Genomic DNA, 25,865 nt, shown 5'->3' with positions numbered 1-25,865 from the left:
ACGAAGGAGAAGACACATGGTGCAGGCATACATCCTGATCCAGACCGAGGTCGGCCAGTCGGCCGAGGTCGCGGAGCGGATCCGCGGGATCGAGGGGGTCGAACAGGCGAACGATGTCACGGGTCCCTACGATGTGATCGTCCAGGCCAAGGCCGACGACATCGACGCCCTGGGGGCTCTGGTGGTGGCTCGGATTCAGCGCTTGGACGGCATCGCCCGTACCCTTACCTGTCCCATCGTCAACATCTGAGGTCGACTGAGTCGACGGAGCGAGGTTGCCCGTGCACAAGCGCTACTTCGGGGCGGCTCTGGCCGTCGCCCTGGTAACGGCTGGTTGCGGAACCCAGACCGTACAGATGCAGCCCCCCGAGACCGACGGCCAGACCGCCGAGGCCTGCGCCGCGCTGGTTGCCGACCTCCCGGACGCCCTCCTCGGCGCGGACCGCGCCACGGTCCAGCCCGAGTCGGAGATCATGGCCGCCTGGGGCGACCCGCCCATCGGCCTGCGGTGCGGGGTGCCGCGTCCCTCCACCCTGAACATGGAGTCGGAGCTGCTGGAAGTCAACGACGTGGCGTGGTTCGGCCAGCCGGAGGACGAGCCCACCCTGTACACGGCGGTGGAGCGCGAGGCCTACGTCGAGCTGACCGTCCCGCCCTCCTACGGCGCCCCCGCCCCAGCGCTCAACACTCTGAGCGACCTGATCGACGAGCACCTGGAAGAACGCGCCGACAGCGGTATGTGACCGCGTCGGACGCGACCGGTTCCCGAAGCTACTCCCAGGGCCGGTCCCCGGAGCCCCGAACACACGTGTGGGGCCGGAGGCGAATCGCTCGCCTCCGGCCCCACACGCTTTCCGCGGGGTCGTGGGTGAGTACCGACCTCGAGTACCGGGATGCCGCGGGTCAGCCGGTCCCCTGAGGCCTACTCGTCGGCGTCGGCGTCCTCATCCTCGGTGCCCTCAGCGCCCTCGGCGGGCTCGTCGGTGTCCGCGTCCTCGACGGCCCCGCCACCGCCGGCCAGGTCCGCCTCGACCTCGGCGGCGGTCTGGCTGATCGCACCCGAGCAGGAGGCGCCCGGCTCGGGGACGTCGGTGCCGCGCTCGTAGAACTGCACGTAGCGGCTGAGGTTCTCGTCATCGGCGCTGTCCACGGCGATCTGACGGCCCCAGCTGGAGGCGACGATCGGCGCGGGCATGTCGCCCTCGTAGGGGCTGATGACCAGGTAGTCGCCCGGGTTGTAGAAGTTCTGGAGCGCCTGGACCTCTTCTTCCGGCAGCTCGGGGTCGTAGGTGATCCACACCGCGCCGTGCTCCATGGAGTGGACCGCGAGCTCCGGGGTCACCGGGGCGCCGTAGACGCCGCAGTTCTGCCAGCTGGGCCAGTGCTGACCGCCGACCGGCGGGGACTGGTCGTAGTCGACGACGTCGCCGATCTCCACGTGGCTGAAGTCCCCGACGGCGTACTCCTGGACGCCGTCGATGTTGCGCGAACGAATCTCCATGAAGATCGCGGTTCCCAGGAGACCCAGAACAGCCGCGGCGGCTACGCTGATCCCGGTGATCTTGAGGGCTTTGGCGCGGCGTTCCTTCTTGCGCTGCGCTTCCCGCAATGCGGCGGCGCGAGCGCGACGCTCCTCCGCCTTCGTCTTCTTGGCCACAGGGTCTCCTGGGATGCATGTGGTCGAATGGGACTTTCCTATCCTCTACTTTGGCACCAGAGTTGTGCGATTTCACCAGGGTGGTTCCGATGGGGCATATGAGCGGCCCGGCGTCCAGAGACGCCGACGGTGCCGACGAGACGTCGTACGAGGACGGATGGGCCGGGCCCGACGCGTTCTCCGAAAGCGACGAGGGCACCGGGGCGCCGCCCCGTACTGAGCGCTCCGTCCCGCTCTGGATGGCTGTGACCCTGGTCGCGTTGGCGCTGGTCGGAGGGTTCCTCCTGGGCCGTCCGTCCTATCCCCTGGACACCGGGGCCGACGCCGGTTTCCTGCGTGACATGAGCGCGCACCACGCCCAGGCCGTGGACATGTCGATGACCATCCTCGGCAAGACCGATGACGTCGAGCTGCACACGGTGGCCACCGACATGGCCCGGACCCAGCAGGCGCAGATCGGGATGATGCAGGGCTGGCTGACGGCGTGGGGGCTGAACTCGCGCTCGGCGGAGCCCCCGATGACCTGGATGGCGGACCACGAGCACGGCGGCGGCGAGGGCGAGGTGCCCGAGACCATGCCGGGGCTGGCCACCGACGAGGACCTGGTGCGGCTGAGCGACGCCGAGGGCGAGGAGGCCGAGGTGCTCTTCCTCGAGCTGATGATCGCCCACCACATCGGCGGGATCGAGATGGCCGAGGCCGAGGTGGAGCTCGGCAATGAGGAACTGGTCACCAACTTCGCCCAGGGGATGATTGACGCCCAGACCTCCGAGATCGAGAACATGGAACGCATGCTGGACAAGCGCGCGTGACCGGCCGCCTCCGGCGCTGATCTTCCGACCTGGCGTTTCCAGCCTGGCGCTGCCAGGAGACAACCAAGACGAGCACTACGCGCGGCGCGCTCCCGGACCGGGGGCGCGCCGCGTGTGTTCGGTGTCTCAGGGGGCCCACCTCTACTACGACAAGCTGTAGTACTACTGTGTGCAGTACTACCGGCAGTCGGTACCTGAGAGGCGGGCATGGAAGCTCTAGACCTGGCGAGGTGGCAGTTCGGGATCACCACGATCTACCACTTCCTCTTCGTCCCCCTGACGATCGGGCTGTCGTTCATCGTGGCCGTCCTCCAGACCTTCTGGTACCGCACCGGACGGCACGAGTACCTCCAGGCCACCCAGTTCTTCGGCAAGCTGTTCCTGATCAACTTCGCCATGGGCGTGGTCACCGGGATCGTGCAGGAGTTCCAGTTCGGCATGAACTGGAGCGAGTACTCGCGCTTCGTCGGCGACGTGTTCGGCGCTCCGCTGGCGATGGAGGCCCTGCTGGCCTTCTTCCTGGAGTCCACCTTCATCGGACTGTGGATCTTCGGCTGGCACCGGCTCCCCCGCGGAGTCCACCTGGCCTGCATCTGGATCGTGGCCGTGGCCACCAACCTGTCGGCCTACTTCATCCTGGCCGCCAACGCCTGGATGCGCCGCCCGGTCGGCTACGAGATCAACCCCGAGACCGGCCGCGCCGAGCTCAACGACATCTGGGCCGTGCTCAGCAACGACCAGGCCTGGTCCACCTACCTGCACACCGTCTCGGCCGCCTTCGTCACCGCCGGGCTGTTCGTGGTGGCGGTCAGCGCCTACAAGCTGTGGCGCAACACCAGGTACGACGACACCGGCGAGGTCGGCGTCGTCCCGCCCAAGCGCGACTTCGCGCTGTTCCGCGCCACCCTGCGGACCGGCCTGGTCGTCACCCTGGTGGCCGGAGCCCTGACGGTGTTCTCCGGCGACCACCAGGCCAAGCTGGCGGCCGAGTACGAACCCATGAAGCTCGCCGCGGCGGAGGCCCTGTGGGACACCGAGGAGGGCGCCGCCTTCTCCGCCTTCGCGGTCGGCGACACCGAGGCCCGCTACAACCCCATCGACGTCACCGTCCCCAACGTGCTGAGCTTCCTGGCCACCGGGCACTTCGACGGCGAGGTGCACGGGATGAACAACCTCCAGGAGGCCTACGAGGAGCTCTACGGGCCCGGCGACTACATGCCCAACGTGTTCGTCGTGTACTGGTCCTTCCGCCTGATGATGGGCTTCGGGATGTTCGGTATCGCCGTGGCCGCCGCGGGCCTGTGGCTGACCCGGGGCCGGGAGCGGCTGCCCAGGACCCCGTGGTTCTACTACGCGGCGTTCGCCGCCCTGCCCGCCGCCCTGCTGGCCAACATCTTCGGGTGGGTGCTCACCGAGATGGGCCGCCAGCCCTGGACCGTCCACGGCGAACTCCTCACCGCGGCCAGCGTCTCCCCCGGGGTCAGCCTCGGCACCGTGGCGATGAGCCTGAGCCTGTTCACCGCGCTGTACGGGATCCTGTTCGCCGTCGAGGTCGGCCTGCTGTGGAAGTACATCAAGAAGGGCCCCTCCCACGTCGTCCCCGATCTGGAGAACGACGAGGACGAGTCCGAGATCCCGCACTTCAGCTACTAGGAGCCAACCACCATGGAACTGGCCGTCATCTGGTTCGTCGCCATCGCCGTCCTGTGGATCGGCTTCTTCCTCCTGGAGGGGTTCGACTTCGGGGTCGGGGTACTGCTGCCCTTCATGGGCAAGCGCCACTCCGTGGACCGCCGCGTGGCCATCAACGCCATCGGCCCGGTCTGGGACGCCAACGAGGTGTGGATGATCACCGCCGTCGGCGCCATGTTCGCCGCCTTCCCCGCCTGGTACGCGTCCGCGTTCAGCGGGTTCTACGTGCCGGTGCTGCTCATCCTGCTGGCGCTCATCGTGCGCGGGGTGGCCTTCGAGTACCGCCACAAGCGCGACAGCGACCAGTGGCGCGACTGGTGGGACCGGGCGATCTTCGTCGGCAGCGCCGTGCCCGCCTTCCTGTGGGGGCTGATCTTCGCCAACTTCGTCCGCGGAGTGGCCATGGACGCCGACCACATCGTCACGGCGTCACTGCTCGACCTGTTCAACCCCTACGCCCTGCTGGGCGGGGTGATGACCCTGTCCCTGTTCACCCTGCACGGCGCCGTCTTCCTGACCCTCAAGACCGACGGTCCGGTCCGGGGCCGCGCCCGCACGGCCTCCCAGTGGAGCGCCTGGACGGCCGTGCCCGCGGTGGCCGTGTTCCTGCTGTGGACCCAGGCCGCACACGGTGCGGCGTGGACCCTGCCACTCGTCCTGATCGCCGTCGCGGCCCTGGTGGGCGGGGTCGCGGCGGCCCGGTTCCGCCGCGAGGGGTGGTCCTTCCTGGCCACGGCGGTCACCATCGTCCTCACGTTCACCGCGCTGCTGGGATCGCTGTTCCCGAACGTGCTCCCCTCCACCACCGACCCGGCGTTCAGCCTGACCGTCGCCAACGCCTCCTCCGCCGACTACACGCTCACCCTGATGACGTGGGTGGCGGTGGTGTTCCTGCCGCTGGTGCTGGGCTACCAGGCCTGGAGCTACTGGGTCTTCCGCAAGCGGGTCACCGGAGAGCAGATCACCGGGGCCACCGTCACGGCCGGAAGGGGCGAGCCGGACCAGGCCGCCTGAGCCCGGACCAGGGTCCGGCCGGAGAACCGAGAGCACCCCGCCGCCCGCCCCCGCTCCCCCGGGACCGCCCCGGGGAGCGGGGGTCGAGCGCTTCCCGACAGCCTCCCCGGATACTGGGAGCGGCCCGCACCAGACGAGTTCCAGCCCAGAGTTTCGACGCCGAGTTCAGACGCTACGAGGTCGCCCACACATGAAACCGCTCGATCCGCGCCTGGTCCGCACCGCAAGCGCGGTCCGGACGCACCTGGCAGTCACCGTCGTCAGCGGCGTGCTGATCACCGGACTGATCCTCGCCCAGGCCTGGCTGCTCGCCGAGGTCATCACCGGGGCCTGGGCCGGGGAGGGCATGGACGCCCTCGGCTGGATGATCGCCGCGGTGGCCGCCGTCGCCGTGGCCCGCGCCCTGCTGTCCTACGTCGCCGAGGCCTCGGCGCTGCACAGCGCCGCGCGCACCAAGTCACAGCTGCGCCGCGAACTGGTCGCGCACGTGACCGGTTCGGGCAAGGTGTGGCTGGCCGAGGGCGGAGACCGCGAGGGCGGCTCACCCAAGGCCGGCGAACTCGTCACCCTGGCCACCCGCGGCCTGGACGCCCTGGACGAGTACTTCTCCCGCTACTTGCCCCAGCTGGTCCTGGCCTGCATCGTGCCGTTCGCGGTGCTGGCGGTGGTGTTCTGGGCCGACTGGATCTCCGGGATCGTCATCCTGGTGACGCTACCGCTCATCCCGATCTTCATGGCGCTGATCGGCATGCACACCCAGCAGCGCATCGACCGCCAGTGGCGGCTCCTGAGCAGGCTGGGCGGGCACTTCCTCGACGTCGTGGAGGGGCTGCCCACGCTCGCGGTGTTCCGCAGGGCCAAGGCCCAGGCCGCGATCATCCGCAAGGTCGGCGAGGACCACCGGTCGGCGACCATGGGGACGCTTCGGATCGCGTTCCTGTCGGCGTTCGCCCTGGAGCTGCTCGCGACCCTGGCGGTGGCGCTGGTGGCGGTCGAGGTGGGCCTGCGCCTGCTGGGCGGGCACATGGACTACCAGACCGCACTGCTGGTGCTGATCCTGGCGCCCGAGGCCTATCTCCCGCTGCGCGAGGTGGGCGCGCGCTTCCACGCGAGTATGGAGGGGGTGGCCGCCGCCGACCAGGTCTTCACCGAGCTGGACCGCAAGCGCGGGGCCGCCGCCCGGGCTTGCGCGGAAGGCGAGGAGCACGAGCACCGCAAGGCTCCGGCCCCGACCGGGACCGCCTCCCCCGCCGCCGCGGGCGACATCCGCTTCGAGGGGGTCGGGCTGCTCTACCCGGGCCGCGACGTCCCCGCCCTGTCCGGCCTGGACCTGACCGTCCGCGCCGGGGAGCACCTGCTGCTCACCGGGCCGAGCGGGTCGGGCAAGACCACCCTGCTGTCCCTGCTGCTGCGGCTGGGCGAACCCACCGAGGGGCGGGTCAGCGTGCGCGCGCCCGGCGGCGGGTGGACCCCCATGGACCTGATCCCCGCCGACGACTGGCGGCTGGGCATCGCCTGGGTCCCCCAGCACCCCTACCTGTTCGACGTCTCCGTCGCCGACAACATCCGCCTGGGCGCACCCGACGCCGACATGGAACGGGTTCGGGAGGCGGCCCGGCTGGCCGAGGCCGACGGGTTCGTCTCCGCCCTGTCCGACGGCTACGAGACGCGCCTGGGTGAGCGGGGCGCCCGGCTGTCCGCCGGGCAGCGGCAGCGGATCGCGCTGGCCAGGGCGATGTGCCGGGACGCCCCGCTGGTCCTGTTGGACGAGCCCACCGCGCACCTGGACGCGGAGAACGCCGCGTCGGTGCGCACCGCGGTGACCCGCCTGTTGGCGGGGCGGACCGCGGTGATCGTCGCGCACGACACCGGCTGGGCCGAGTCCACGCTGGGCGAGAACCTGCGGACCGCCGAACTCCCGCTGCTGACCCGGGGGGCACACCGATGAGGACCGAGACGAGCGACCCCTTGGCGGTGGACGAGCGGGAACGGCGCCGGAACCCGCTGCGCCGGATGATCGGGCTGGCCTGGCCCCGTGGCGGAAGGTTCGCGCTGGGCGTGCTGCTCGGTGCCGCCGCCACCGGTTCGGGTGTGGCGCTGCTGGGCGTGGCCGCGTGGATGCTGGCCACGGCCGCGAACCACCCCTCGATCACCGCGTTGAGCGCGGCCGTGGTCGCCACGCGCGCGCTGGGCGTGAGCAAGGGCGTGACCCGCTACCTGGAGCGGCTGGTCACCCACGACGCCGCCTTCCGAACCCTGGCCGAGGTGCGGGTGCGCGTGTACGAGCGCCTGGCCCGAACCGAGGCGTTCGGTCGTTTCCGCTCCGGTGACCTGGTCTCGCGTCTGGTCAACGACACCGAGGCCACCCTGGACCTGCTGGTGCGCGGGCTCACTCCGCCGCTGGTCTCCGTTGTCACGGGCGGCGCGACGGTGCTGTTCCTGACCGTGGTGTACCTGCCGGGCGGGCTGCTGCTGGCCTCGGGGCTGCTGCTGGCCGGGCTCGCCGTGCCTCTGGCCGCGGCCGCCCTCGGCAAGGGTCCGGGGCAGCGCGAGGCGCAGGCGCGCGGCAGGCTCTCCACGGCCCTGGTGGACACCCTTCAGGGCGCGCCGGACCTGGTGGCCTACGGCGCCATGGACCGGCAGGTGGAGCGGGTGTACGAGGCCGACGCCGAACTCACCCGGGTAGCCCGGCGCGACGCCGCGACCCTCGGGCTGAGCGCCGGGGCCACCGCGTTGATCACCGGGCTGACCGTGTGGGGCGCGCTGTTCCTGGGCGTGCTCGCCGTGGAGGACGGGGTGATCGGCCCGACCGCGCTGGCGGTACTGGTGCTGACCACGCTCGCCGCCTTCGAGATCGTCGCTCCGCTGCCGGCCGTGGCCGCCAAGCTGGGATCGATCCGGTCCAGCGGGGAGCGGTTGTTCGGGGTCCTGGACACACCTCCCGCCGTCGCGCCGCCTGCGAAGGAGGGACTGGAGATCGACCCGGAGGCCGACGCCACGGTGCGGGTACGGGATCTGCGGGTGCGCTACGGCCCCGAGGAGCCGTGGGCGCTGGACGGGGTGGACCTGGAGATCCCGGCAGGGGCGACCGTCGCGGTGGTGGGACCGAGTGGCGCGGGCAAGAGCACGCTCGCCTCAGTGCTGCTGCGCTTGCGCGATCCGGACGGCGGCCGCGTGGAGATCGGCGGGGTGAGCGTCACCGACTACCCGGCCGACGAGGTGCGCCGGGTGGTCTCCGGGGTCCCGCAGGACCCGCACGTGTTCGCGTCCACTCTCCGGGAGAACCTGCGGCTGGCCAAGCCCGGGGCCCAGGACGAGGAGCTGTGGACGGCGCTGCGCAGGGCGCGGCTGGCCGGGGAGGTCGAGGCGATGCCCAAGGGCCTGGACACCCAGGTGGGCTCGCACGGTCTGGGGCTGAGCGGCGGGATGCGCCAGCGGCTGGCGCTGGCCCGCGCGGTGCTGGCGGCGCCGCGCGTCCTGGTCCTGGACGAGCCGACCGCGCACCTGGACCCGGACACCCGCGACGCGGTGGTGGCGGACCTGCTCGACGCCGCCCGGGGGTTCTCCACCCTGCTCATCACCCACGACCTCACCGGCCTGGACCGGGTGGACCGGATCTACGTGATCCGCGAGGGCCGGGTGTGCCAGTCGGGGACACACGGGGAGCTTCTCGCGCGGGAAGGCTGGTTTCGCGGTGTCTGCGAGCGCTAAGGTGCGGCCGTGAATCCTGTACGTGAGGTTTTCGGTGGTTTCGGCGTCCTGCTGCGCGGTCTGGGCATCGTGCTGCGCAGACCGCGCCTGTTCCTGCTCGGCGCGCTGCCCGCGTTGGTCACGTCGCTGCTGTTCCTGGCGGCGCTGATCACCCTCGCGGTGAACATCACCGGTCTGGTGGCGTGGGCGACGCCGTTCGCCGAAGACTGGGAGAGCGCCTGGCGGGGGCTGGTGCGCGGCGCGCTGAGCCTGGCACTGCTGGCCGGGGCGGTCCTGGTCATGGTGGTGACGTTCACGACGGTGACGCTGGGCCTGGGCTCGCCGATCTACGACAAGATCGCCGAACTGGTCGAACAGGAACTGGGCGGCGCGCCCGAGGCCCCGGACGAGGCGCTGATGGCGTCGGTGACCCGTTCGGTGCGCCAGTCGACGGGGGTCGTGCTGGTCTCCCTCACCGTGACCGTCAGCGCGTTCCTGCTCGGGCTGGTCCCGGTGGTCGGCTGGATGGTGGCCCCGGTGCTGACCGCGGTGGTGGGAGGCTGGCTGCTGGGCATCGAGCTGACCGCGAGCGCCTTCGACCGCCGCGGCCTGCTGCGCATCCGCGACCGCCGCCACTTCATGGGCACCCGCCGCTGGCGCGTCCTGGGCTTCGCGATCCCGACCTACTTCCTGCTGGCGATCCCCTTCGTGGCGGTGGCCGTGTTCCCGGCGGCAACCGCGGGCGGCACCATCCTCGCCCGGGAGCTCCTCACAGAGGGGCCCCAGGGGCCGCAGGAGCCCCAAACTCCCCCGATTCCTCACCAGAACCCACCCGAAGCGCCAAAGGCCCCGTAGGAGCCACCTCAGCCCTAGCAGGCAATCGAAAAGCGACGAGGGGCGGATGATCTAGCGATCGTCCGCCCCTCGTCACGTGTTCGGGGAAGTGCCCCGTCTCCCTTTCAGGAGAAGGAGAGCAACAGGTCAGCGGCTTCGAGTTTGAGGTCGAAAGGCTGAGGAAGTCGCACAGACCCGCTGCGAAGGACACGGGTGACTTCCCGGTACTCGTCTCCCTCTGGCTGAAGGAACAGGGCGACCTCATCCTGCTTCGGATCAATCACCAGGTAGAGAGGGACTCCGGCCTGCGCGTATCCCTTCGTCTTGTTGGTCCAGTCGTGGTGCGCACTACTGGGCGAGACAACCTCGACAACCAATTCCGCCTCTTCGGCCGGACGAATCCACGACGGACCGTCCCAACCCTGCCCCCGCACGAGAGCTGTCGGCAAGACCACCAGGTCGGGCACGTAGCGATCACCGGTCTTGGCGATCTCCAAGGTGAGCACCTGCACTGCCCGAAGGCCTTTGGCTTTGAGTCCGCCCTCCAGCACCGACTCGTGAACCTCGGTGACGATGTCGGCATGCCTGGCACTGGGCGTTGGCGACACGGTGATGCTCCCGTTGATGATTTCCACGCGGTAACCATCCGGGAGTTCGAGACTTTCGGCCAGAGTGTGGAGATCCATGGTCGGCTCATCCGTCCGCTCTTGCACAGCACACGTCATAGAGGGCTCCCTGAGGTATCCAGAACGTTCCTAAGCGTAGCGAGAGCACTTTTCCAGCGTACGTCTTTTCCCGAGGAATCCCCAGGAAACACCAGGGGCGGACGATCGCGTGATCGTCCGCCCCTTGGCATGTGTTTGGTGGTTTGGCCGGTGCGGTCAGCGCAGGCCGGGGTTGCGGCGCAGGGCCGTGGTGATCATGCGCTCGACGAGCTCGGCGTAGCCCAGACCGGTGGCGCCCCACATCTGCGGGAAGGCCGACGACGGGGTGAAGCCGGGCATCGTGTTGAGCTCGTTGACCAGGACCTCGCCGTCCTCGGTGTAGAAGAAGTCCACCCGGGCCAGCCCCTCGCAGCCCATGGCCTCGAAGACGTCGGCGGCCATCCTGCGCAGGCGTGCCGTGGCCTCCTCCGGGATCTGGGCGGGGATGGTCAGGCCGCTCGTGGACAGGTACTTGGCCTCGAAGTCGTAGAAGTCGAAGCCCTCCGCCACGTGCACCTCGGCAGGGAAGGAGACGTCCGGGGTACCGCCGTCCTCCGCCTCCAGGACGCCGCACTCGATCTCGCGACCGATGACCTGGGCCTCGACCAGGACCTTGGGGTCGTGCTCGCGGGCGGCCTCGACCGCGGCGATCACGGCGTCGGTGTCCTTGGAGTCCTTCACCTTGCTGATACCGACGCTGCTCCCGGCGCGGGCGGGCTTGACGAAGACCGTCTCGCCCAGCTCGGCGACGTCGTCCAGGACCTTCTTGCGCTCGGTCCGCCAGGTGCGCTCGGTGATCGCCACGAAGTCGCTGGTGGGGATGGCGTTGCCGACCAGGAGGGCCTTCATGAAGACCTTGTCCATGGCGGCGGCGCTGGAGAAGACCCCGGCACCCGCGTAGCGCACGCCCATCATCTCGAAGAGACCCTGGATGGTGCCGTCCTCGCCGAAGGGGCCGTGCAGCAGCGGCAGCACGACGTCCACCTCGGCCAGGCGCCGAGTGCCCTGCTCCGGGGTCACCGTCATGAGCTGGCCCGCCGCGTCGAAGGGCAGCGCCAGTTCGACGCCGTCCTCGGAGACGGTGGGCAGGGCCTTGGTCGCCGCGTCGATGCGCAGGCTCTCGGGGTCGCCCGAGGTGAGGACCCAGTTGCCGGTGGGGGTGATCCCGACCGGGACGACCTCGTAACGGTCCTGGTCGATGACGGACAGGACGCTGCCCGCGGTGACGCAGGAGATCTCGTGTTCGGAACTACGCCCGCCGAAGACGACGGCGACCCGAATCTTGCGCTGCTCGGACGACATGCTGCCTGACCTTATCTCGCCTGCTGATGGAACCGGTTCGGGGCGGAACGCGCCCGTGTGTCACTTTCCTCCGTCGAGCGCCGCGAGGGCGTCCTCGATGAGGTCCTGGGGGTCCTCCAGACCGATGGAGAACCGTACCGCGCCCAGGGAGATGCCCGCGGCGGCCAGCTCCGCCTCGCTCATGCCGCGGTGCGAGGTCGAGGCCACGTGCCCGGCCAGGGTGTGCGTGCCGCCGAGGGAGGCGGCGATGGTGGCCACCCGAAGCCGGTCCGCGAAGGCCATGCCCTCGTCGGCGCCGCCGCGCGGGTGCACGGTGACCACCGCGCCGTAGCGGCCTTCGTCGAAGAGCTTGCCGGCGAGCGTGTGCTCGGGGTGCGAGGCCAGCGACGGGTGGTCCACCCGCTCCACGAGCGGGTGCCCGTCCAGGGCGGCCGCGAAGGCAGCGGCGCTCTCGCACTGGCGCCGCACGCGCAGCGGCAGGGTCTCCAGGCCGCGGTGCAGCAGGTACGCCTCGTCCGGGGCCAGGCACGGGCCCAGGTCGATGCGGGCCGCGCGGATACGGTCGATCAGGTCGGGCGAGGCCACGGCCACGCCGCCGGTGGTGTCGCTGTGCCCGCCCAGGTACTTGGTGGCCGAGTGCACCACGATGTCGGCGCCGAACTCCAGGGGGCGGCAGACCGCCGGGGAGGCGAACGTGGAGTCCACCACCAGGGCGGCGCCCGCCTCACGGGCGATCTGCGCCAGCCCGGGCAGATCGGAGACGGTCATGGCCGGGTTGGACAGCGTCTCGGTGAACACCACGCGCGTCTGGGGTGTGACCGCCGCGCGTACGGCGTCCAGGTCGGTGACGTCCACGAAGTCCGTGCGCACCCCGAAGCGGCGCATCAGCCGGTCCAGCAGCGAGTACGTGTTGCCGTAGATCTGGCGGGAGGCCACCACGTGCGCCCCGGCCTCGGTGAGGGCCAGCAGCACGGTGCTGATCGCCGCCATACCGGAGGCGAAGGCCTGACCACGCACCCGGTCCGGGAGCCCCGCGCCCTCCAGCGCCGCGACCGCGTCCGCGAAGGCGTCCACGGTGGGACTGTCGATGCGGGCGTAGGAGTAGCCGCTCCGCGCACCGGCCAGCACGTCCGCGAACCCCTGGGAGGTGTCGAACGCGTAGGTGGTGGCCCGGTGGACGGGCATCCGCATCGGCCGCTCGGCGGGGACCGGAGCCGGCGGGGCGGAGACCGCCCGCGTGTGCTCCCCCGCGCTCCCGGAACCAGGTGTGTGTGTCATCGTGCTCGCTCTCAGACGCCGTAGCGCTCCGGCTTGGTGCTGCGTGACATGAACGCCAGCAGCGCCTGGGCCGGGCTCATGTCGTGGTGCATCATCTTGACGACGGCCTCGGTGATCGGCATGTCGACCCCGTGGGTCCAGCCGAGTTCGAGGATCGACTCGGACGACTTGACCCCCTCGGCCGTCTGCCTGGTCTCGGCGACGACCTGTTCAAGGGTTTTGCCCGCGCCCAGTTTCTCACCGAAGGTCCGGTTCCGCGACAGTGGGGACGAGCATGTCGCCACGAGGTCACCCATTCCGGCCAGGCCGGACAGGGTGTGTTCGTCGGCTCCGAGCGTCACCGCGAGGCGGGTGGTCTCGGCCAGCCCGCGGGTGATCAGCGAGGCCTTGGTGTTGTCACCGAAACCCATGCCCTCGGCGACGCCGACCGCCAGGCCGATCACGTTCTTCATCGCGCCGCCGATCTCCACGCCCACCAGGTCGGTGCTGGTGTAGGGGCGGAAGTACGCGGACTTGCAGAGCCCCTGTAGGAGGACGGCCGTCTCGTAGTGCGGGCAGGCGACCACGGCGGTGGCCGGCTGGCGCTCGATGATCTCCCGGGCCAGGTTGGGCCCGGACACCACGGCGATCCGCTTCTCGGACATTTCCAGGACCTCGCCGATGACCTGGCTCATCCGCATGAGGGTGCCGAGCTCGACACCCTTCATGAGGCTGACCACCACCGCGTCCTCGGCGATGTGCTCCCGCCAGGACGCCAGGTTCTCCCGCAGTGTCTGCGAGGGGACGGCCAGCACCACGACCCGGGCGCCGGACAGCGCCTCGGCCGCGTCCGTGGTGGCGTGCAGCCGCCCGTTGAGCGTGATCCCCGGGAAGTAGTCCGGGTTCTCCGAGGACTCGTTGATCGCGTCGACCACCGCGGCCCGGCGCCCCCACAGGACCACCTCGGCCACGGGGCCCTCGCCGCTCTTGCGCGCCAGGTCCGCGGCGTCGGCGACGATGTTGGCGAACGTGGTCCCCCAGGACCCGCTGCCCAGTACCGCGACCTTCACGTGGCCCACGTTGTCAGCGCTCATCTGGTCGGTCATGCCCCCGTGCTGTTCTTCCCGTTGTCGGCTTCGGTGTCTTCGGCGGTCCTGTCGGCGTTCGAGTCAGCGGTCGGCCCCTCGGGGGTTCGCGTGATCTCCCCCGGCTCGCTGCGCTTGGCCTCCGCGGCCCGCTGGCGGGCCTTCTTGAAGTCGAAGGGCTCGGCCGGCGGGGTCTCACCGCGGATCTCGGCCTGCAGGGCGGTGATGTCGGCCATGATCGCCCTGGTGGCGCCGTCCAGGACGGTCGCGGTGATCGGCTTGCCCCGGAACTCGGACAGGTCCACCGCCGGGCCCGCGCGGAACTGGACCTTCTTGCGCGGCGGCAGCAGACGCGGCTTCTTCTCACCGTAGGGCAGGATGTTCTGCTCGCCCCAGTGCGCGACGGGGATGACCGGCACACCGGTGGTCAGGGCCAGCCGGGCCACGCCGTTCTTGGCGGTCATCGGCCACAGCTCGGGGTCGCGTGTGCAGGTGCCCTCCGGGTAGAAGATCACCGACGAACCGTCCTCGACGAGCGCCTTCTCGGCCTCGCCCAGCGCCTTGACCGCGTCGGCGCTGCCGCGCTTGATCGGGATCTGTCCGGTGCTCCTGGCCACCGAGCGGACCACGGGGATCTTCATGACCGCGTCCTTCATGGTGAAGGTCGGCCAGCGGCGCGCACCGATGTAGAGGAAGTGCGCGACGGTCAGGGGGTCGGTCACCGAAAGGTGGTTCGCCGCGATGATGGCTCCGCCCTGGGCGGGCACGTGCTCGGTGCCCTTCCACTCGGGCTTGACCACGAACCACAGGACGAACCGGACGATCCGGGACACGACCCACTTGACCCATCGCGATTCTCGTTGCTTGGCCACGGGGGACTCCTCACTTCTCACTCCCGGCCCGGTCCGGACCACGGAAGCTCAACCGACTCAGTCTAGGACGTGCGCTGATGTACCGGGGTGCGCCGTTCGGGGCGCCCGGCCGGACACGCCCAGGGTGCCCGCGCCGCGCCGTACCCCCAACGCCTACCCTCATCACTGTCGTGGCCGCATCAACGTCCCGGGGGAACCGTGACCGGCTTTGGAGAGCGAGGCGGGGCTTCGCACGTCGGGGTGCGCTGGTCCCTGATCGTCCCAGTCAAGCACCTCGGCCTGGCCAAGACACGACTGGCCCGGGCCGCCGGGGAGCTCCGGGAGGACCTGGCGCTGGCGGTCGCCTGCGACACGGTGGCCGCGGCGCGCTCCTGCCCGGCCACGGGGGCCGTGTTCGCGGTGACCGAGGATCCGCGTGCGCGCGCCGAGCTCGCGGGGCTGGGCGCGGTGGTGGTGGGCGGTGAGCCGGGCGGTGGTCTGAACCCGGCGCTGGAGCACGGGGCCCGGATCGCGGCCGCCCGCCTGCCGGGGTTCGGGGTGTGCGCGCTCTCCGCGGATCTGCCCGCGCTGCGCCCGGCCGAACTGGAGCGGGTGCTGGCGGCCGCCGCCGCGCACGGAAGGTCGTTTCTGGCGGACTCCCCCGGCGTGGGGACCACTCTGCTGGCCGCTTCGCCCGGGCTGCGGCTCGCCCCGGCCTTCGAGGGGGCCTCACGCGCCCGCCATCTGGCCGGTGGGGCCCGCGAACTGCTGGTCCCGGGTGCGGAGTCGGTCCGGCGGGACGTGGACACCCCGGAGGATCTGACGGCCGCGGCGGCCCTGGGTGTGGGGCCTCGCACGCGTGAACTCCTGGAGCGGGTGGCGGCGCGTGCTCCGAGCGACGCCTGCTGACGGTTGCGGAGCGGACCCGGGAGCGATCCCTGGACCGGCCCCGGACAGTGCTCCGCCCGGGTCCCCTTGTGGGAAACCCGGGCGGAACCAGCCGTTCGCCAGAGGGCGAGCGGTACTACTTCTTGTCGCCGTTGACCAGAGCCTTGAAGTCAGCGCCAGCGCGGAACTTCGGAACGAAGCTCGCGGGGACGTTGATCGTGGCGCCTGTGGCGGGATTGCGGGCGGTGCGAGCCGCACGCTCGGACTTCTCGAAAACGCCGAAGCCCGTGATGGCGACCTTGTCGCCCGACGCCACGGTGGCCTGAATGGTCTCAAGCACAGCGTTGACCGCTTCGGTCGCGGTCTTCTTGTCTCCGAGACGGTCGGAGATCGCGTCGATCAGGTCACGCTTGTTCATAAGGTTCCTCCGGTTCCCCCTTGCTCGCACGAAATTAGGGGAAGCAGAGGCCCTTACACAAATACAAACGCCCGTGAGCTAGGCGTGTCGGGCCCCTCCCGACCTGCGAGGTCACCCTCCGCAACGGATGGGGTGCAAGTGGCGGGGGTGGCGACCAGGCCCCTTTTGACCCCTTCTGCGGCCCTCAAATGCCTACGTATAACCGGATTCCGGGCGCGGGACAGGCTGCGGTTAAGGGCACAAAGACCGTAAGCGAGCGCTCACGTCAAGTAAAGGTAAAATTATTCGGGACCGAGGGTGCGCTGAGTCACAACGACCCTCGATCCCGCTTCAGTTCGGCGTTTCGAAGCCCGTCCGGCGCTAGAGCGTGACCGGCTTCCAGGGCTCACGAGTGGTCTCGAACTCACCGATCTCGTCCGTGTGACGGAGCGTCAGGGCGATGTCGTCCAGACCCTCCAACAGCCGCCAGCGGGTGTAGTCGTCCAACTCGAACGACTCCCGCACGCCGGGCCCGCGGACCTCGCGGTTGACCAGGTCCACCGTCACCTCGGTGGCGGGGTCGGCCTCGATGGCGTCCCACAGCCGGTCGATGACCTCCTGCGGCAGCAGGACGGTCAGCAGGCCGCCCTTGAGCGAGTTGCCGCGGAAGATGTCGGCGAAGCGCGAGGACAGCACGGTCTTGAAGCCGTAGTCCTGCAGGGCCCACACGGCGTGCTCACGGGAGGAACCGGTACCGAAGTCCGGCCCGGCCACCAGGACGGACGCGCCCTCGTACTCGGGGCGGTTGAGCACGAAGTCCGGGTCGGACTTGCGCCACTCGGCGAACAGGCCGTCCTCGAACCCGGTGCGGCTGACCCGCTTCAGGTAGACGGCGGGGATGATCTGGTCGGTGTCGACGTTGCTGGCGCGCAGCGGGACGGCCCGACCGGTGTGGACGTCGAACTTCTCCATGGGAGGACTCTCCTTACGGGGTCGGGACGGGCTACTGGGCGTCCAGGTCGGCGGGCGAGGACAGGGTGCCGCGCACGGCGGTGGCGGCGGCGACCTGGGGCGAGACCAGGTGGGTACGGCCGCCGCGGCCCTGACGGCCCTCGAAGTTGCGGTTGGAGGTGGAGGCGCTGCGCTCTCCGGGCTTGAGCTGGTCCGGGTTCATACCCAGGCACATCGAGCAGCCCGCCTCGCGCCACTCGGCCCCGGCGTCCAGGAAGACCTGGCCCAGGCCCTCCTCGTTGGCCTGCTCCTTGACCCGCATGGAGCCGGGCACCACGAGCATCCGCACGCCGTCGGCGACCTTGCGGCCCCGGACGATCTCCGCGGCGGTGCGCAGGTCCTCGATCCGGCCGTTGGTGCACGAGCCGAGGAAGACGGTGTCCACCTTGACCTCGCGCATCGGCGTTCCGGCCTTGAGGTCCATGTACTTCAGGGCCTTCTCGGCGGCGGCGCGCGCGGAGGGGTCCTCGTAGGAGGCGGGGTCGGGCACCTCGGCGTCCAGCGGTACGCCCTGGCCGGGGTTGGTTCCCCAGGTGACGAACGGGCTGAGCTCGTCCGCGTCCAGGACCACCTCGGCGTCGAACTCGGCGCCCTCGTCGGTGCGCAGGCTCTTCCAGTGCTCGACCGCGGCGTCGAAGTCCGCTCCCTGGGGCGCGTGCGGGCGGCCCTGGACGTAGTCGAACGTGGTCTGGTCCGGGGCGATCATCCCGGCGCGGGCGCCCGCCTCGATGGACATGTTGCACACCGTCATGCGGGCTTCCATGGACAGGGCCTCGATGGCCTCGCCCCGGTACTCGATGACGTAGCCCTGGCCGCCGCCGGTCCCGATCTTGGCGATCACGGCGAGGATGACGTCCTTGGCGGACACACCCGGCCTGAGCGTTCCGTTGACCGTGACGGCCATGGTCTTGAACGGCTGCATCGGCAGGGTCTGGGTGGCCATGACGTGCTCGACCTGGCTGGTGCCGATACCGAAGGCCAGCGCACCGAACGCGCCGTGGGTGCTGGTGTGGCTGTCGCCGCAGACCACGGTCATGCCGGGCTGGGTGAGGCCGAGCTGGGGGCCGACCACGTGCACGACGCCCTGGTCGATGTCGCCCATCGGGTGCAGGCGGATGCCGAAGTCGGAGCAGTTCTTGCGCAGCGTCTCGACCTGCTTGCGGGAGACCGGGTCGGCGATGGGGGCCAGGAGGTCCATCGTCGGAACGTTGTGGTCCTCGGTGGCGATGGTCAGATCCGGACGGCGCACGGAGCGACCCGCCAGTCGCAGCCCTTCGAAGGCCTGCGGGCTGGTCACCTCGTGGACGAGGTGGAGGTCGATGTAGAGCAGGTCCGGCTCGCCGTCGGCACGTCGGACGACGTGCTCCTCCCAGACCTTCTCGGCCATCGTGCGTGCCATGGGCGATCGCCTCTCTCGTGTCTAGCGTCTGTGGCGCGTCTCGGCTGCAGGGGTGCTCATCTGGACCGCTGGCCTCGCGCACGGATGTGCGGCCGACTTGCATTCCATATTTCGAGACGGCAATATCAAGCCATGGACAACTCTAGCTCATCCAGCGGTGTCGGTGTCCTGGACAAGACGATGTCCGTCCTCGACGCCTTGGAGTCGGGGCCCGCGTCGCTGGCCCAGCTGGTCCAGATCACCGGTCTGGCCCGCCCCACCGCCCACCGTCTCGCCGTCGCCCTGGAGCGGCACCGCATGGTCACCAGGGACAGTCAGGGCAGGTTCGTGCTCGGGCCGCGCCTGGGAGAGCTGTCGATCGCCACCGGCGAGGACCGCCTGCTCGCCGTGGCCGCCCCGGTCCTGGTCCAGCTGCGCGACCTCACCGGGGAGAGCGCCCAGCTCTACCGCCGCCAGGGCGACCTGCGCGTGTGCGTGGCCGCCTCCGAGCGCAGCAGCGGCCTGCGCGACACCGTCCCGGTCGGCAGCGAACTGCCGATGAACGCCGGTTCGGCCGCCCAGGTACTGCTGGCCTGGGAGGACTCCGACCGGATCCGCCGCTCGCTGGTGGGCGCGCGCTTCACCGCCGCCAGCCTGGCCCAGGTGCGCCGCCGCCGGTGGGCCCAGAGCGTCGCCGAACGCGAGCAGGGCGTGGCCTCGGTCTCGGCCCCGGTCTCCGGTCCGGGCGGTCGCGTGATCGGCGCGGTGTCCGTCTCCGGCCCGATAGAGCGCCTCACCCGCTCACCGGGGCGCATCCACTCGCAGGCCGTGGTGTCGGCCGCGGAGAAGATCAGCGAGTCCCTGCACACCTACGAGGGCTCCCACTAACCAGCACCGGCCCAGCCTCGCCGGACCCGCCACCATCCCCGAAGTCGACGGCGGTGCCCACCCAGGGCACCGCCTTTCGCATGTACGCCGACGCACCCGGAGGGGTTCCGAAAACCCACCCCCGCCCGTGGACACTTATTGACACTTTGTCTAACATGACGGCATGTCTCACAAGAAAGTGACTGGGAACACAGCTTCCCAGGCCGAGCTCGACGCCTTCCGAGAGCTCCAGCAGCTCGCCTACCAGGCCGCCAGCGACGTGGCGGCCTCCCTCGAACCCGGTGTGACCGAACGCGAAGCCGCCCGGCGCGTCCGCGAACACCTGGAGGCACGCGGGGTCCAGGACTGGTTCCACACCCCCTTCGCCTGGTTCGGCGACCGCACCGCCTTCCGTGACTTCCGGGTGCCCCTGCAGTTCTTCCCGACCAGGCGCAGGCTGGAGGAGGGCATGCCCTTCATCCTCGACTGCGCCCCGGTCCGGGACGGCTACGTCGCAGACATCGGCTACTCCGGCTACCTCGGCGAGAACCCCCTGCACGACCGTCTGATGGACGACCTGCGCGCGCACCGGCGCCTGATCGTCGAGAAGGTCCGCGAGGGCAACACCCTCCAGGACGTCTACCGCGCCGTCGACGCCCTCATCCGCGAACAGGGCTACGACAACCGGCACCAGGTCTATCCCGGCCGTGTCATCGCCCACCAGGTCGGCAAGGTCGAGTCCCGACTGCCCAAGGCGATCGTCGCGGGCTTCGGCATCCGCTCCCTGCAGACCCTGTTCGGCGACCTCATCGTCGAGCGCGCGCACCACCGCTCCCCGCTGTGGGCGGACGGCGACATCTCCGCGCACCCCGCCACCCCCGGCATGTGGGCGGTGGAACCCCACATCGGCTTCCGCGACATCGGGGTCAAGTTCGAGGAGATCCTCGTGGTCACCTCCGACGACGCCTACTGGCTCGACGACGACCTGCCCCACGTGACCCGGTGGAGTCAGCGGACCCTGAGCGACGTCGGCAGCAAGGACACCGCCGCCCCCTTGACCACCGTCGGCGCCAGCGAGGAGACCGCGACCGTATGAGCACGAGCACCCGACCGCACCGCTACGTCACCGCCACCGACGGCCAACGCCTGGCCGTCTACTCCGCCGGCCCCACCCGTCTCCCTCCACCGCCCTCAACGGACGCCCACGGCGCAGTACCGCCCACCCGTCTCCCTCCACCACCCTCAAGGGACGCCTACGGCGCAGTACCTCCCACTGGTCCCACTTTGCTGCTCGTCCACGGCTACCCGGACAACGCCACCGTGTGGGAGTCCCTCGTCGCCGACCTGGCCGCGGACTACCACGTGGTCAGCTACGACGTCCGAGGCGCCGGGCGCTCCACCGCACCCGACGACCGCTCCGGCTACCTGATGGACCAGCTCGCCGACGACCTGCGCACCGTCGCCGATTCCGTCAGCCCCGACCGGCCCGTGCACCTGATCGCCCACGACTGGGGATCCATCCAGACCTGGCACGCCGTCACCGAGGCCGAGCACGCCCACCGGTTCGCGTCCTTCACCTCGGTCTCGGGCCCCAACCTCGACCACGCCGGCCACTGGCTCCAGCAGGCCCCCGACGGCGTCCGCAACGTGCTGCGCCAGGCCGTGCGCTCCAGTTACATCGGTTTCTTCAGCACTCCCGGACTGCCCGAGGCCGCCTGGCTCAGCGGGATCGGCGGCGCAGCCCTGGCCGGGCTGGAGCGCATCGGCGGCGGCCCCCGGGTCCCCGCCAAGCGCGCCACCCGCGACTACCTCAACGGGCTGGAGCTGTACCGCGCCAACATGTTCCGCCGCTTCACCCGGCCCACCGAACGCCGCACCGGCGTGCCGGTCCAGGTCCTGGCGCCCACGCACGACGCGTTCATGGTCGAGCAGGTGCAGTCCAACGCCGCGCGCTGGGTCGAGGACTTCCGCTTCCACCGCTTCAAGGGCGGCCACTGGTCGGTCCGCTCCCACCCCGCACCGGTCGCGCGGCGCGTGCGAGCGTTCGTCGAGGAGATCGAGTCCGGGTCTCCGCGCCCGACCCGCAACCTCACGGCGCAGCAGGCCCGCCGTCACGGCGGCGCCTTCGCCGGACAGGTCGCCGTGATCACCGGCGCGGGCAGCGGGATCGGCCGCTGCCTGGCCTTCGAGCTGGCCGAACGCGGGGCCCGGATCGTCGCGGTGGACGTCAACGCGCCCGCCGCCGAGCGCACCGCCGAACTCTGCTCCATGATCACGCCCGGCTCCAGCGCGCAGCGCGTGGACGTCACCGACTCCGCCGCCATGGACAAGCTCGCTGCAGGGGTGCGCGAGGAGTACGGGGTGCCGGACCTGGTCGTGAACAACGCCGGGATCGGCGTGGCCGGACCCTTCCTGGAGGCCAGCACCGAGGACCTGGAACGGGTCATCGACATCAACCTGTGGGGCGTGATCAACGGTGTCCGCGCGTTCGCCCCGATGATGGTGGAGAGCGGGGGCGGCGGCCGGATCGTCAACACCGCCTCGGCCGCGTCCTACCTGCCCTCGCGCTTGTACGGCGCCTACTCGGCCACCAAGGCCGCGGTGCTCGGGCTCAGCCGCTCCCTCCGTGGAGAACTGGCCGGGAAGGGCGTGAGCGTCACCGCCGTCTGCCCGGGCCTGATCAACACCGGGATCATCTCGAACGCCCGCCTCTCCGGGATGGGCGAGGTCTCCGGCACCAAGGACAAGCTCAACCGGCTCTACCGGCTGCGCGGCTACACCCCGGAGAAGGCGGCCCGGCGGATCGCGAACGCCATCGAGTCCGGCCCGGAGATCGTCCCGGTCACCAGCGAGGCGCACATCGGGCTGGCCCTGTCCCGGCTGTCCCCGGCAGCGATCCGCGGCTACGCCCGGGTGGCCCCGCCGATCTGAGCCGGTCCCGTGCCGGCCCGTTCCCCCCCTTTTTCTTCCCGACGCCCCCGCTACACCCTCGCTCCCACCCAGGAGGCTGACCATGAGCAGCGACCCCACCCCCCTCCCCGCCCAGCCCGGCGTGGACGAACCCGACCGCCTCGTCCTGCACGCGCGTGACGTGCAGTTCGACTGGAGCAAGCTGGACCTGCACTGGATCCCGGACGAGCCCTTCGCCACCCACGTCATCAACGTGCTGCACCTGCTGCTGCCCGAGGGTGAGCGGTGGTTCGTGGAGGTCTTCAAGCAGGCCGTCCCGCACATCACCGACGACGAGCTGCGCGAGCAGGTGCTCGGCTTCATCGGGCAGGAGGCCGTGCACGCCGAGGCGCACGCGGGCGTGCTCGACCACATGGACGCGCACGGCCTGGACCCGCGGCCCTACGTGGAGCAGATCGCCTGGATGTTCCGGGTCGTGCTCGGCGACCGCGACCTCTCCGGGGCCCGCGAGTTCGCCTGGCTGCGCACCCGGCTCGCGGTGATCGCCGGGATCGAGCACTACACGGCCGTTCTGGGCCAGTGGGTGCTGGACGCGAAGAAGCTGGACGAGGTCGACACCGACCCGACGATGCTGGACCTGCTGCGCTGGCACGGCGCCGAGGAGGTCGAGCACCGCGCGGTCGCCTACGACCTGTACACGCACCTGGACGGCGGCTACCCGCGCCGTGCTCTGGCGATGGGCGTGGCCGCCTTCGCGCTGGCCGCGCTGTGGGTGCGCGGGGTGCGGTTCCTGATCGCCAACGACCCCTACCTCAAGGGGAGGATCGGGGGCCGACGGCCCAAGGCCTCCTGGGCGCTGCGGGACGGTAGGCGCGGGCTCATCCCGCACCTGGGCCGCCTGGCACGGGCCGTCCCCGAGTACCTGCGCCGCAAGTACCACCCCTCGCACCACGGTTCCACCAGCCAGGCCGTCGCCTACCTGGCGGTCTCCCCCGCCGCCCGGGCCGCCGACGCCGCCGAGCAGGAGGCGGCGAGGAAGGAAGCGGAGAAGGCCCTGAAGCAGGAAGCCCTGAAGCAAGAGGCCGTGCAGCAGGAGAGCGCGAAGCAGGAAGCGAAGCAGCAGGAGGCCTCGCGGTGACCGGCGAACCCCACCAGGACGAGCGCCCCCGGGAGGTCAAGCACAGCGCCGGGTTCTACGCGAACCCGCGCCCGCCGGTCTCCCTGTACGGCCGTCAGCGGCGCCCGGACCGGTTCATGCTGGGCCTGGGGAAACTCGCGGCGCGGATCGAGCCGCTCACCTCGCGGTGGCGGCCCGGCCACCCGCCGCCCGCACCGGCCGGGGACCTGCCGGTGCGGGTGGCTCGGGTGGAGCGGCCCGCACCGGACGTCGCGGCTCTGACCCTGGTACCCGCCGATCCGGGCGTCGTGCTGCCGTACTGGCAGCCTGGCCACCACGTGGACGTGGTGCTGAGCGGCGGCGTGGTACGCCAGTACTCGCTCTGCGGCGACCCGGCGGACCGCTCCGGCTACCGGATCGCGGTCCGGCGGATCAAGGGCGGCGTGGGTTCGGGGCTGGTCCACGAGCTCGCTGAGGGGGACGTGATCGGGCTGCGCGGACCGCGCAACGCCTTCCCCTTCGCCCGGGCCCAGCGGTACCTGTTCGTGGCGGGCGGCATCGGGATCACCCCGATCCTGCCGATGGTCCGGGCCGCGCACGCCGCGAACCGGGAGTTCGCGTTCGTCTACACGGGCCGGGACCGGAAGAGCATGCCCTTCCAGGACGAGCTGCCCGGGGCTGGGGACGCGGGCGTGTTCGTGCGCCCTGACGACGAGTACGGGACCCCGGACGTCGAGGAGCTTCTGACTGATCTCACCCCCGGCACTGCCGTGTACGTGTGCGGCCCGGCCCCGCTGATCAACGCGCTCCGGGCGCGGGTGCCCGCGGAGAACCCGTTCTTCTCCGAGCATTTCTCCCCGCCGGCGATCGTGGACGGCCGCAGGTTCGAGGTGCGGTTGGGCCGTTCCGGGCCGGTGCTCACCGTTGCGGAGGACGAGTCGGCGCTGGACGTGGTGCGCCGGGTGCGCCCGGAGACCGCTTACTCGTGCCGGCAGGGCTTCTGCGGCACCTGTCGGGTGGGGCTGCTGTCCGGGGAGCCCGACAACCGGGACCGGCCCACCGGTGGTTCGCCGCGCGGCGCGGAGTTCGCCCTGTGCGTCTCCCGGGCCGGCGAGGACGAGCGCCTCGTGCTGGACCTGTGAGCGGAGCGCGATAGCGGGACCCGGGGGCGGTAGTTTCAGAAGCAGAGAGTCGCAGGGCGAGAAGTCAGGGCGAGCGGCCCCGGGAGGTTTCGACAGCGGTGGTGTCCAGCAGGGCCGACCGTCACCAGGCGCGGGTGACGGACTCGGCGGTCCCGGCCGATCGGCCGGAGAACAGGCGGCGGCCACGCCGCATGGCGCCCCACGAACGCCGGGATGATCTGATCCGGACGGCGCTGCGCGTGTTCGCGCGGCGCCCTCCCGGTGATGTCACTCCGGAGGAGATCGCCGAGGAGGCCGACGTCTCCCGGGCCCTGGTCTACCGCTACTTCCCCAACATGGCGGAGCTGCGCAAGGCGGCTCTGGAGCAGGCCATGGCGGAACTCATGTCCCGCCTGGCCCCGCCCGAGGATCTGCCGCCCCTGGAACAGCTGCGGGTGGCCCTACGCACCTTCATCGACTTCGCGGATTCCTACGCCCCTTCCTACGCCGCCCTGCTCAACGGCGGCTCGGTGATCTCCACCGAGGAGACCGAGGCCGAGATCGACCGCGTCCGCGAGGGCGTGCGCGCCCTGATCCTCCAACGCACCGGCATCGAGGGCCCCTCGCCCAAACTGCTGCTGGGCCTGCACTGCTGGGTGTCAGCGGTCGAGACCGCGGTGATGTTCTGGCTCCGCGACCGAGGCATGTCCCGCGAAGAGCTCGCCGACTGGCTGCTCGACCAGCTGATAGCCATGCTGACCGCGGCCGGAGGCCCCCAGGAAGAACTGGACCGCCTCGCGGCCCACATCACCTGAGACCCAAAAAATCACCTGCCCCACAACGAATCACCTCCCCCACGCATCACCTGACCCCACAACGAGTCGCCCCCAGGAAGACACTTGTCCACAGGCCGCCACACCTGAGATGGCGCTGTCCCTGCTCGGCGTGTTCTTCTCTAATAGGGGGATCTTCACGTCCCGCCCACTCCGGCATGCCCAAAACAAGCAGCAGCAGCGAGGCCCTGCTCCCCCCGCCTGCGCACACCGGGCCGCGTGTCGCGGCCGTTCAGGGCCCGTGACGAAACAGCGGCAGCGAAGGCAACAGACTCCCCAGCCCCGCGCGGACCGGGCCGCGTGTCGCGGCCGGTCAAGGTAAGCGACGGAAAAGCGGCAGCGAGGGCAGGCAGGGGGCCAGGCCCGGAGCTCACCGGGCCCCGCATCCAGGGGCTCACCCGACTGGGGTCCAGGATGACCCGGCGCAGGACGCCATCCGCCGCAC

The 25,865-nt window shown here is 70.7% G+C and carries 24 protein-coding genes; 15 read left to right on the top strand and 9 right to left on the bottom strand.

The window, feature by feature from the left end:
- Positions 1 to 16 precede the first annotated feature (16 nt).
- Positions 17 to 250 carry an Lrp/AsnC family transcriptional regulator gene (locus NE857_RS07140; RefSeq protein WP_184369977.1) on the top strand — a complete coding sequence of 78 codons (234 nt, stop codon included), beginning with the start codon at positions 17 to 19 and terminating at the stop codon, positions 248 to 250.
- 31 nt (positions 251 to 281) lie between these two features.
- On the top strand, positions 282 to 743 hold the full coding sequence (locus tag NE857_RS07135) for a DUF3515 domain-containing protein (protein WP_254421902.1): 462 nt from the start codon (positions 282 to 284) through the stop codon (positions 741 to 743).
- A gap of 179 nt (positions 744 to 922) precedes the next feature.
- Here the strand turns inward: NE857_RS07135 and NE857_RS07130 are convergent, their stop codons facing one another.
- Positions 923 to 1,657 (bottom strand): thioredoxin-like domain-containing protein, encoded by a 735-nt coding sequence (locus NE857_RS07130; RefSeq protein WP_184369975.1) that lies wholly within the window; start codon positions 1,655 to 1,657, stop codon positions 923 to 925.
- 98 nt (positions 1,658 to 1,755) lie between these two features.
- On the opposite strand from NE857_RS07130, the gene NE857_RS07125 reads away from it, so the two are divergent.
- The 6 genes from NE857_RS07125 to NE857_RS07100 all read left to right on the top strand — a co-directional run bounded on the left by NE857_RS07125 (position 1,756) and on the right by NE857_RS07100 (position 9,720).
- Positions 1,756 to 2,469 (top strand): DUF305 domain-containing protein, encoded by a 714-nt coding sequence (locus tag NE857_RS07125; RefSeq protein ID WP_376769965.1) that lies wholly within the window; start codon positions 1,756 to 1,758, stop codon positions 2,467 to 2,469.
- Between the two features lie 207 nt (positions 2,470 to 2,676).
- Positions 2,677 to 4,122, top strand: a complete 1,446-nt coding sequence (locus NE857_RS07120) for a cytochrome ubiquinol oxidase subunit I (RefSeq protein WP_184369969.1) — start codon at positions 2,677 to 2,679, stop codon at positions 4,120 to 4,122.
- Between the two features lie 12 nt (positions 4,123 to 4,134).
- Positions 4,135 to 5,175, top strand: coding sequence for a cytochrome d ubiquinol oxidase subunit II (gene cydB / locus NE857_RS07115; protein ID WP_184369966.1), 1,041 nt, complete (start codon positions 4,135 to 4,137; stop codon positions 5,173 to 5,175).
- 190 nt (positions 5,176 to 5,365) lie between these two features.
- Entirely contained in the window at positions 5,366 to 7,123 is a 1,758-nt protein-coding gene (gene cydD / locus NE857_RS07110; protein ID WP_184369963.1) for a thiol reductant ABC exporter subunit CydD, read from the top strand.
- On the top strand, positions 7,120 to 8,886 hold the full coding sequence (cydC, locus tag NE857_RS07105) for a thiol reductant ABC exporter subunit CydC (protein ID WP_184369960.1): 1,767 nt from the start codon (positions 7,120 to 7,122) through the stop codon (positions 8,884 to 8,886). The genes cydD and cydC overlap by 4 nt, the downstream gene beginning before the upstream one ends.
- 9 nt (positions 8,887 to 8,895) lie before the next feature.
- Positions 8,896 to 9,720, top strand: coding sequence for an EI24 domain-containing protein (locus tag NE857_RS07100; RefSeq protein ID WP_254420283.1), 825 nt, complete (start codon positions 8,896 to 8,898; stop codon positions 9,718 to 9,720).
- 104 nt (positions 9,721 to 9,824) lie between these two features.
- Here NE857_RS07100 and NE857_RS07095 read toward each other — a convergent pair whose 3' ends face one another.
- The 5 genes from NE857_RS07095 to NE857_RS07075 all read right to left on the bottom strand — a co-directional run bounded on the left by NE857_RS07095 (position 9,825) and on the right by NE857_RS07075 (position 14,919).
- Positions 9,825 to 10,385, bottom strand: a complete 561-nt coding sequence (locus tag NE857_RS07095; RefSeq protein WP_254420282.1) for a Uma2 family endonuclease — start codon at positions 10,383 to 10,385, stop codon at positions 9,825 to 9,827.
- Between the two features lie 195 nt (positions 10,386 to 10,580).
- The gene (locus NE857_RS07090) at positions 10,581 to 11,705 is read right to left on the bottom strand and encodes a D-alanine--D-alanine ligase family protein (protein WP_254420281.1); all 1,125 of its coding nucleotides are present in this window, start codon (positions 11,703 to 11,705) and stop codon (positions 10,581 to 10,583) included.
- A 60-nt stretch (positions 11,706 to 11,765) separates the two neighbouring features.
- A complete protein-coding gene (locus NE857_RS07085) occupies positions 11,766 to 12,983 on the bottom strand; it encodes a trans-sulfuration enzyme family protein (RefSeq protein ID WP_254420280.1) in 1,218 nt (405 codons plus the stop codon).
- A gap of 11 nt (positions 12,984 to 12,994) precedes the next feature.
- Positions 12,995 to 14,068 (bottom strand): NAD(P)H-dependent glycerol-3-phosphate dehydrogenase, encoded by a 1,074-nt coding sequence (locus NE857_RS07080; protein ID WP_254420279.1) that lies wholly within the window; start codon positions 14,066 to 14,068, stop codon positions 12,995 to 12,997.
- Complete coding sequence (locus tag NE857_RS07075) at positions 14,065 to 14,919, bottom strand: lysophospholipid acyltransferase family protein (RefSeq protein WP_254420278.1); 855 nt, start codon at positions 14,917 to 14,919, stop codon at positions 14,065 to 14,067. Before NE857_RS07075 ends, NE857_RS07080 begins: the two co-directional genes overlap by 4 nt.
- 240 nt (positions 14,920 to 15,159) lie before the next feature.
- Here NE857_RS07075 and cofC point away from each other — a divergent pair, with 240 nt between their 5' ends.
- Positions 15,160 to 15,807 carry a 2-phospho-L-lactate guanylyltransferase gene (gene cofC, locus NE857_RS07070; RefSeq protein WP_254421901.1) on the top strand — a complete coding sequence of 216 codons (648 nt, stop codon included), beginning with the start codon at positions 15,160 to 15,162 and terminating at the stop codon, positions 15,805 to 15,807.
- 115 nt (positions 15,808 to 15,922) lie between these two features.
- Here the strand turns inward: cofC and NE857_RS07065 are convergent, their stop codons facing one another.
- The 3 genes from NE857_RS07065 to leuC form a co-directional block, all read right to left on the bottom strand.
- Positions 15,923 to 16,204 (bottom strand): HU family DNA-binding protein, encoded by a 282-nt coding sequence (locus tag NE857_RS07065; protein WP_014910144.1) that lies wholly within the window; start codon positions 16,202 to 16,204, stop codon positions 15,923 to 15,925.
- A 360-nt stretch (positions 16,205 to 16,564) separates the two neighbouring features.
- Positions 16,565 to 17,155, bottom strand: coding sequence for a 3-isopropylmalate dehydratase small subunit (leuD, locus tag NE857_RS07060; protein ID WP_254420277.1), 591 nt, complete (start codon positions 17,153 to 17,155; stop codon positions 16,565 to 16,567).
- Positions 17,156 to 17,186: 31 nt separating this feature from the next.
- Entirely contained in the window at positions 17,187 to 18,593 is a 1,407-nt protein-coding gene (leuC, locus tag NE857_RS07055; RefSeq protein ID WP_254420276.1) for a 3-isopropylmalate dehydratase large subunit, read from the bottom strand.
- Between the two features lie 180 nt (positions 18,594 to 18,773).
- Between leuC and NE857_RS07050 the strand changes: the two genes are divergently transcribed.
- From NE857_RS07050 to NE857_RS07025, 6 genes are all read left to right on the top strand, one after another.
- Positions 18,774 to 19,460, top strand: a complete 687-nt coding sequence (locus NE857_RS07050; RefSeq protein WP_281387326.1) for an IclR family transcriptional regulator — start codon at positions 18,774 to 18,776, stop codon at positions 19,458 to 19,460.
- A 163-nt stretch (positions 19,461 to 19,623) separates the two neighbouring features.
- Positions 19,624 to 20,535, top strand: a complete 912-nt coding sequence (locus NE857_RS07045; protein WP_254420275.1) for a M24 family metallopeptidase — start codon at positions 19,624 to 19,626, stop codon at positions 20,533 to 20,535.
- Complete coding sequence (locus NE857_RS07040; protein ID WP_254420274.1) at positions 20,532 to 22,370, top strand: SDR family oxidoreductase; 1,839 nt, start codon at positions 20,532 to 20,534, stop codon at positions 22,368 to 22,370. The genes NE857_RS07045 and NE857_RS07040 overlap by 4 nt, the downstream gene beginning before the upstream one ends.
- A gap of 82 nt (positions 22,371 to 22,452) precedes the next feature.
- Complete coding sequence (locus tag NE857_RS07035) at positions 22,453 to 23,487, top strand: metal-dependent hydrolase (protein WP_254420273.1); 1,035 nt, start codon at positions 22,453 to 22,455, stop codon at positions 23,485 to 23,487.
- Positions 23,484 to 24,608: a PDR/VanB family oxidoreductase gene (locus tag NE857_RS07030; RefSeq protein WP_254420272.1), complete on the top strand. Its 1,125-nt coding sequence runs from the start codon at positions 23,484 to 23,486 to the stop codon at positions 24,606 to 24,608. Before NE857_RS07035 ends, NE857_RS07030 begins: the two co-directional genes overlap by 4 nt.
- A 191-nt stretch (positions 24,609 to 24,799) precedes the next feature.
- Entirely contained in the window at positions 24,800 to 25,402 is a 603-nt protein-coding gene (locus NE857_RS07025; RefSeq protein WP_254420271.1) for a TetR/AcrR family transcriptional regulator, read from the top strand.
- Positions 25,403 to 25,865: the final 463 nt, after the last annotated feature.

The sequence above is a fragment of the Nocardiopsis exhalans genome (assembly GCF_024134545.1).
In the GTDB taxonomy this organism is placed as follows: domain Bacteria; phylum Actinomycetota; class Actinomycetes; order Streptosporangiales; family Streptosporangiaceae; genus Nocardiopsis; species Nocardiopsis exhalans.
Note: the sequence above shows the minus strand (reverse complement) of the source record. Positions and strands in the feature narration are given on the sequence as shown.

What these genes read in the sequence shown, in the direction of transcription:
- NE857_RS07140 (WP_184369977.1), top strand. Translation starts at nt 17, where the DNA reads ATGGTGCAGGCATACATCCTGATCCAGACCGAGGTCGGCCAGTCGGCC.
- NE857_RS07125 (WP_376769965.1), top strand. Translation starts at nt 1,756, where the DNA reads ATGAGCGGCCCGGCGTCCAGAGACGCCGACGGTGCCGACGAGACGTCG.
- NE857_RS07120 (WP_184369969.1), top strand. Translation starts at nt 2,677, where the DNA reads ATGGAAGCTCTAGACCTGGCGAGGTGGCAGTTCGGGATCACCACGATC.
- cydB (WP_184369966.1), top strand. Translation starts at nt 4,135, where the DNA reads ATGGAACTGGCCGTCATCTGGTTCGTCGCCATCGCCGTCCTGTGGATC.
- cydD (WP_184369963.1), top strand. Translation starts at nt 5,366, where the DNA reads ATGAAACCGCTCGATCCGCGCCTGGTCCGCACCGCAAGCGCGGTCCGG.
- cydC (WP_184369960.1), top strand. Translation starts at nt 7,120, where the DNA reads ATGAGGACCGAGACGAGCGACCCCTTGGCGGTGGACGAGCGGGAACGG.
- NE857_RS07095 (WP_254420282.1), bottom strand. Translation starts at nt 10,385, where the DNA reads ATGGATCTCCACACTCTGGCCGAAAGTCTCGAACTCCCGGATGGTTAC.
- NE857_RS07090 (WP_254420281.1), bottom strand. Translation starts at nt 11,705, where the DNA reads ATGTCGTCCGAGCAGCGCAAGATTCGGGTCGCCGTCGTCTTCGGCGGG.
- NE857_RS07085 (WP_254420280.1), bottom strand. Translation starts at nt 12,983, where the DNA reads ATGACACACACACCTGGTTCCGGGAGCGCGGGGGAGCACACGCGGGCG.
- NE857_RS07080 (WP_254420279.1), bottom strand. Translation starts at nt 14,068, where the DNA reads ATGACCGACCAGATGAGCGCTGACAACGTGGGCCACGTGAAGGTCGCG.
- NE857_RS07065 (WP_014910144.1), bottom strand. Translation starts at nt 16,204, where the DNA reads ATGAACAAGCGTGACCTGATCGACGCGATCTCCGACCGTCTCGGAGAC.
- leuD (WP_254420277.1), bottom strand. Translation starts at nt 17,155, where the DNA reads ATGGAGAAGTTCGACGTCCACACCGGTCGGGCCGTCCCGCTGCGCGCC.
- leuC (WP_254420276.1), bottom strand. Translation starts at nt 18,593, where the DNA reads ATGGCACGCACGATGGCCGAGAAGGTCTGGGAGGAGCACGTCGTCCGA.
- NE857_RS07050 (WP_281387326.1), top strand. Translation starts at nt 18,774, where the DNA reads ATGTCCGTCCTCGACGCCTTGGAGTCGGGGCCCGCGTCGCTGGCCCAG.
- NE857_RS07045 (WP_254420275.1), top strand. Translation starts at nt 19,624, where the DNA reads ATGTCTCACAAGAAAGTGACTGGGAACACAGCTTCCCAGGCCGAGCTC.
- NE857_RS07040 (WP_254420274.1), top strand. Translation starts at nt 20,532, where the DNA reads ATGAGCACGAGCACCCGACCGCACCGCTACGTCACCGCCACCGACGGC.
- NE857_RS07035 (WP_254420273.1), top strand. Translation starts at nt 22,453, where the DNA reads ATGAGCAGCGACCCCACCCCCCTCCCCGCCCAGCCCGGCGTGGACGAA.
- NE857_RS07025 (WP_254420271.1), top strand. Translation starts at nt 24,800, where the DNA reads ATGGCGCCCCACGAACGCCGGGATGATCTGATCCGGACGGCGCTGCGC.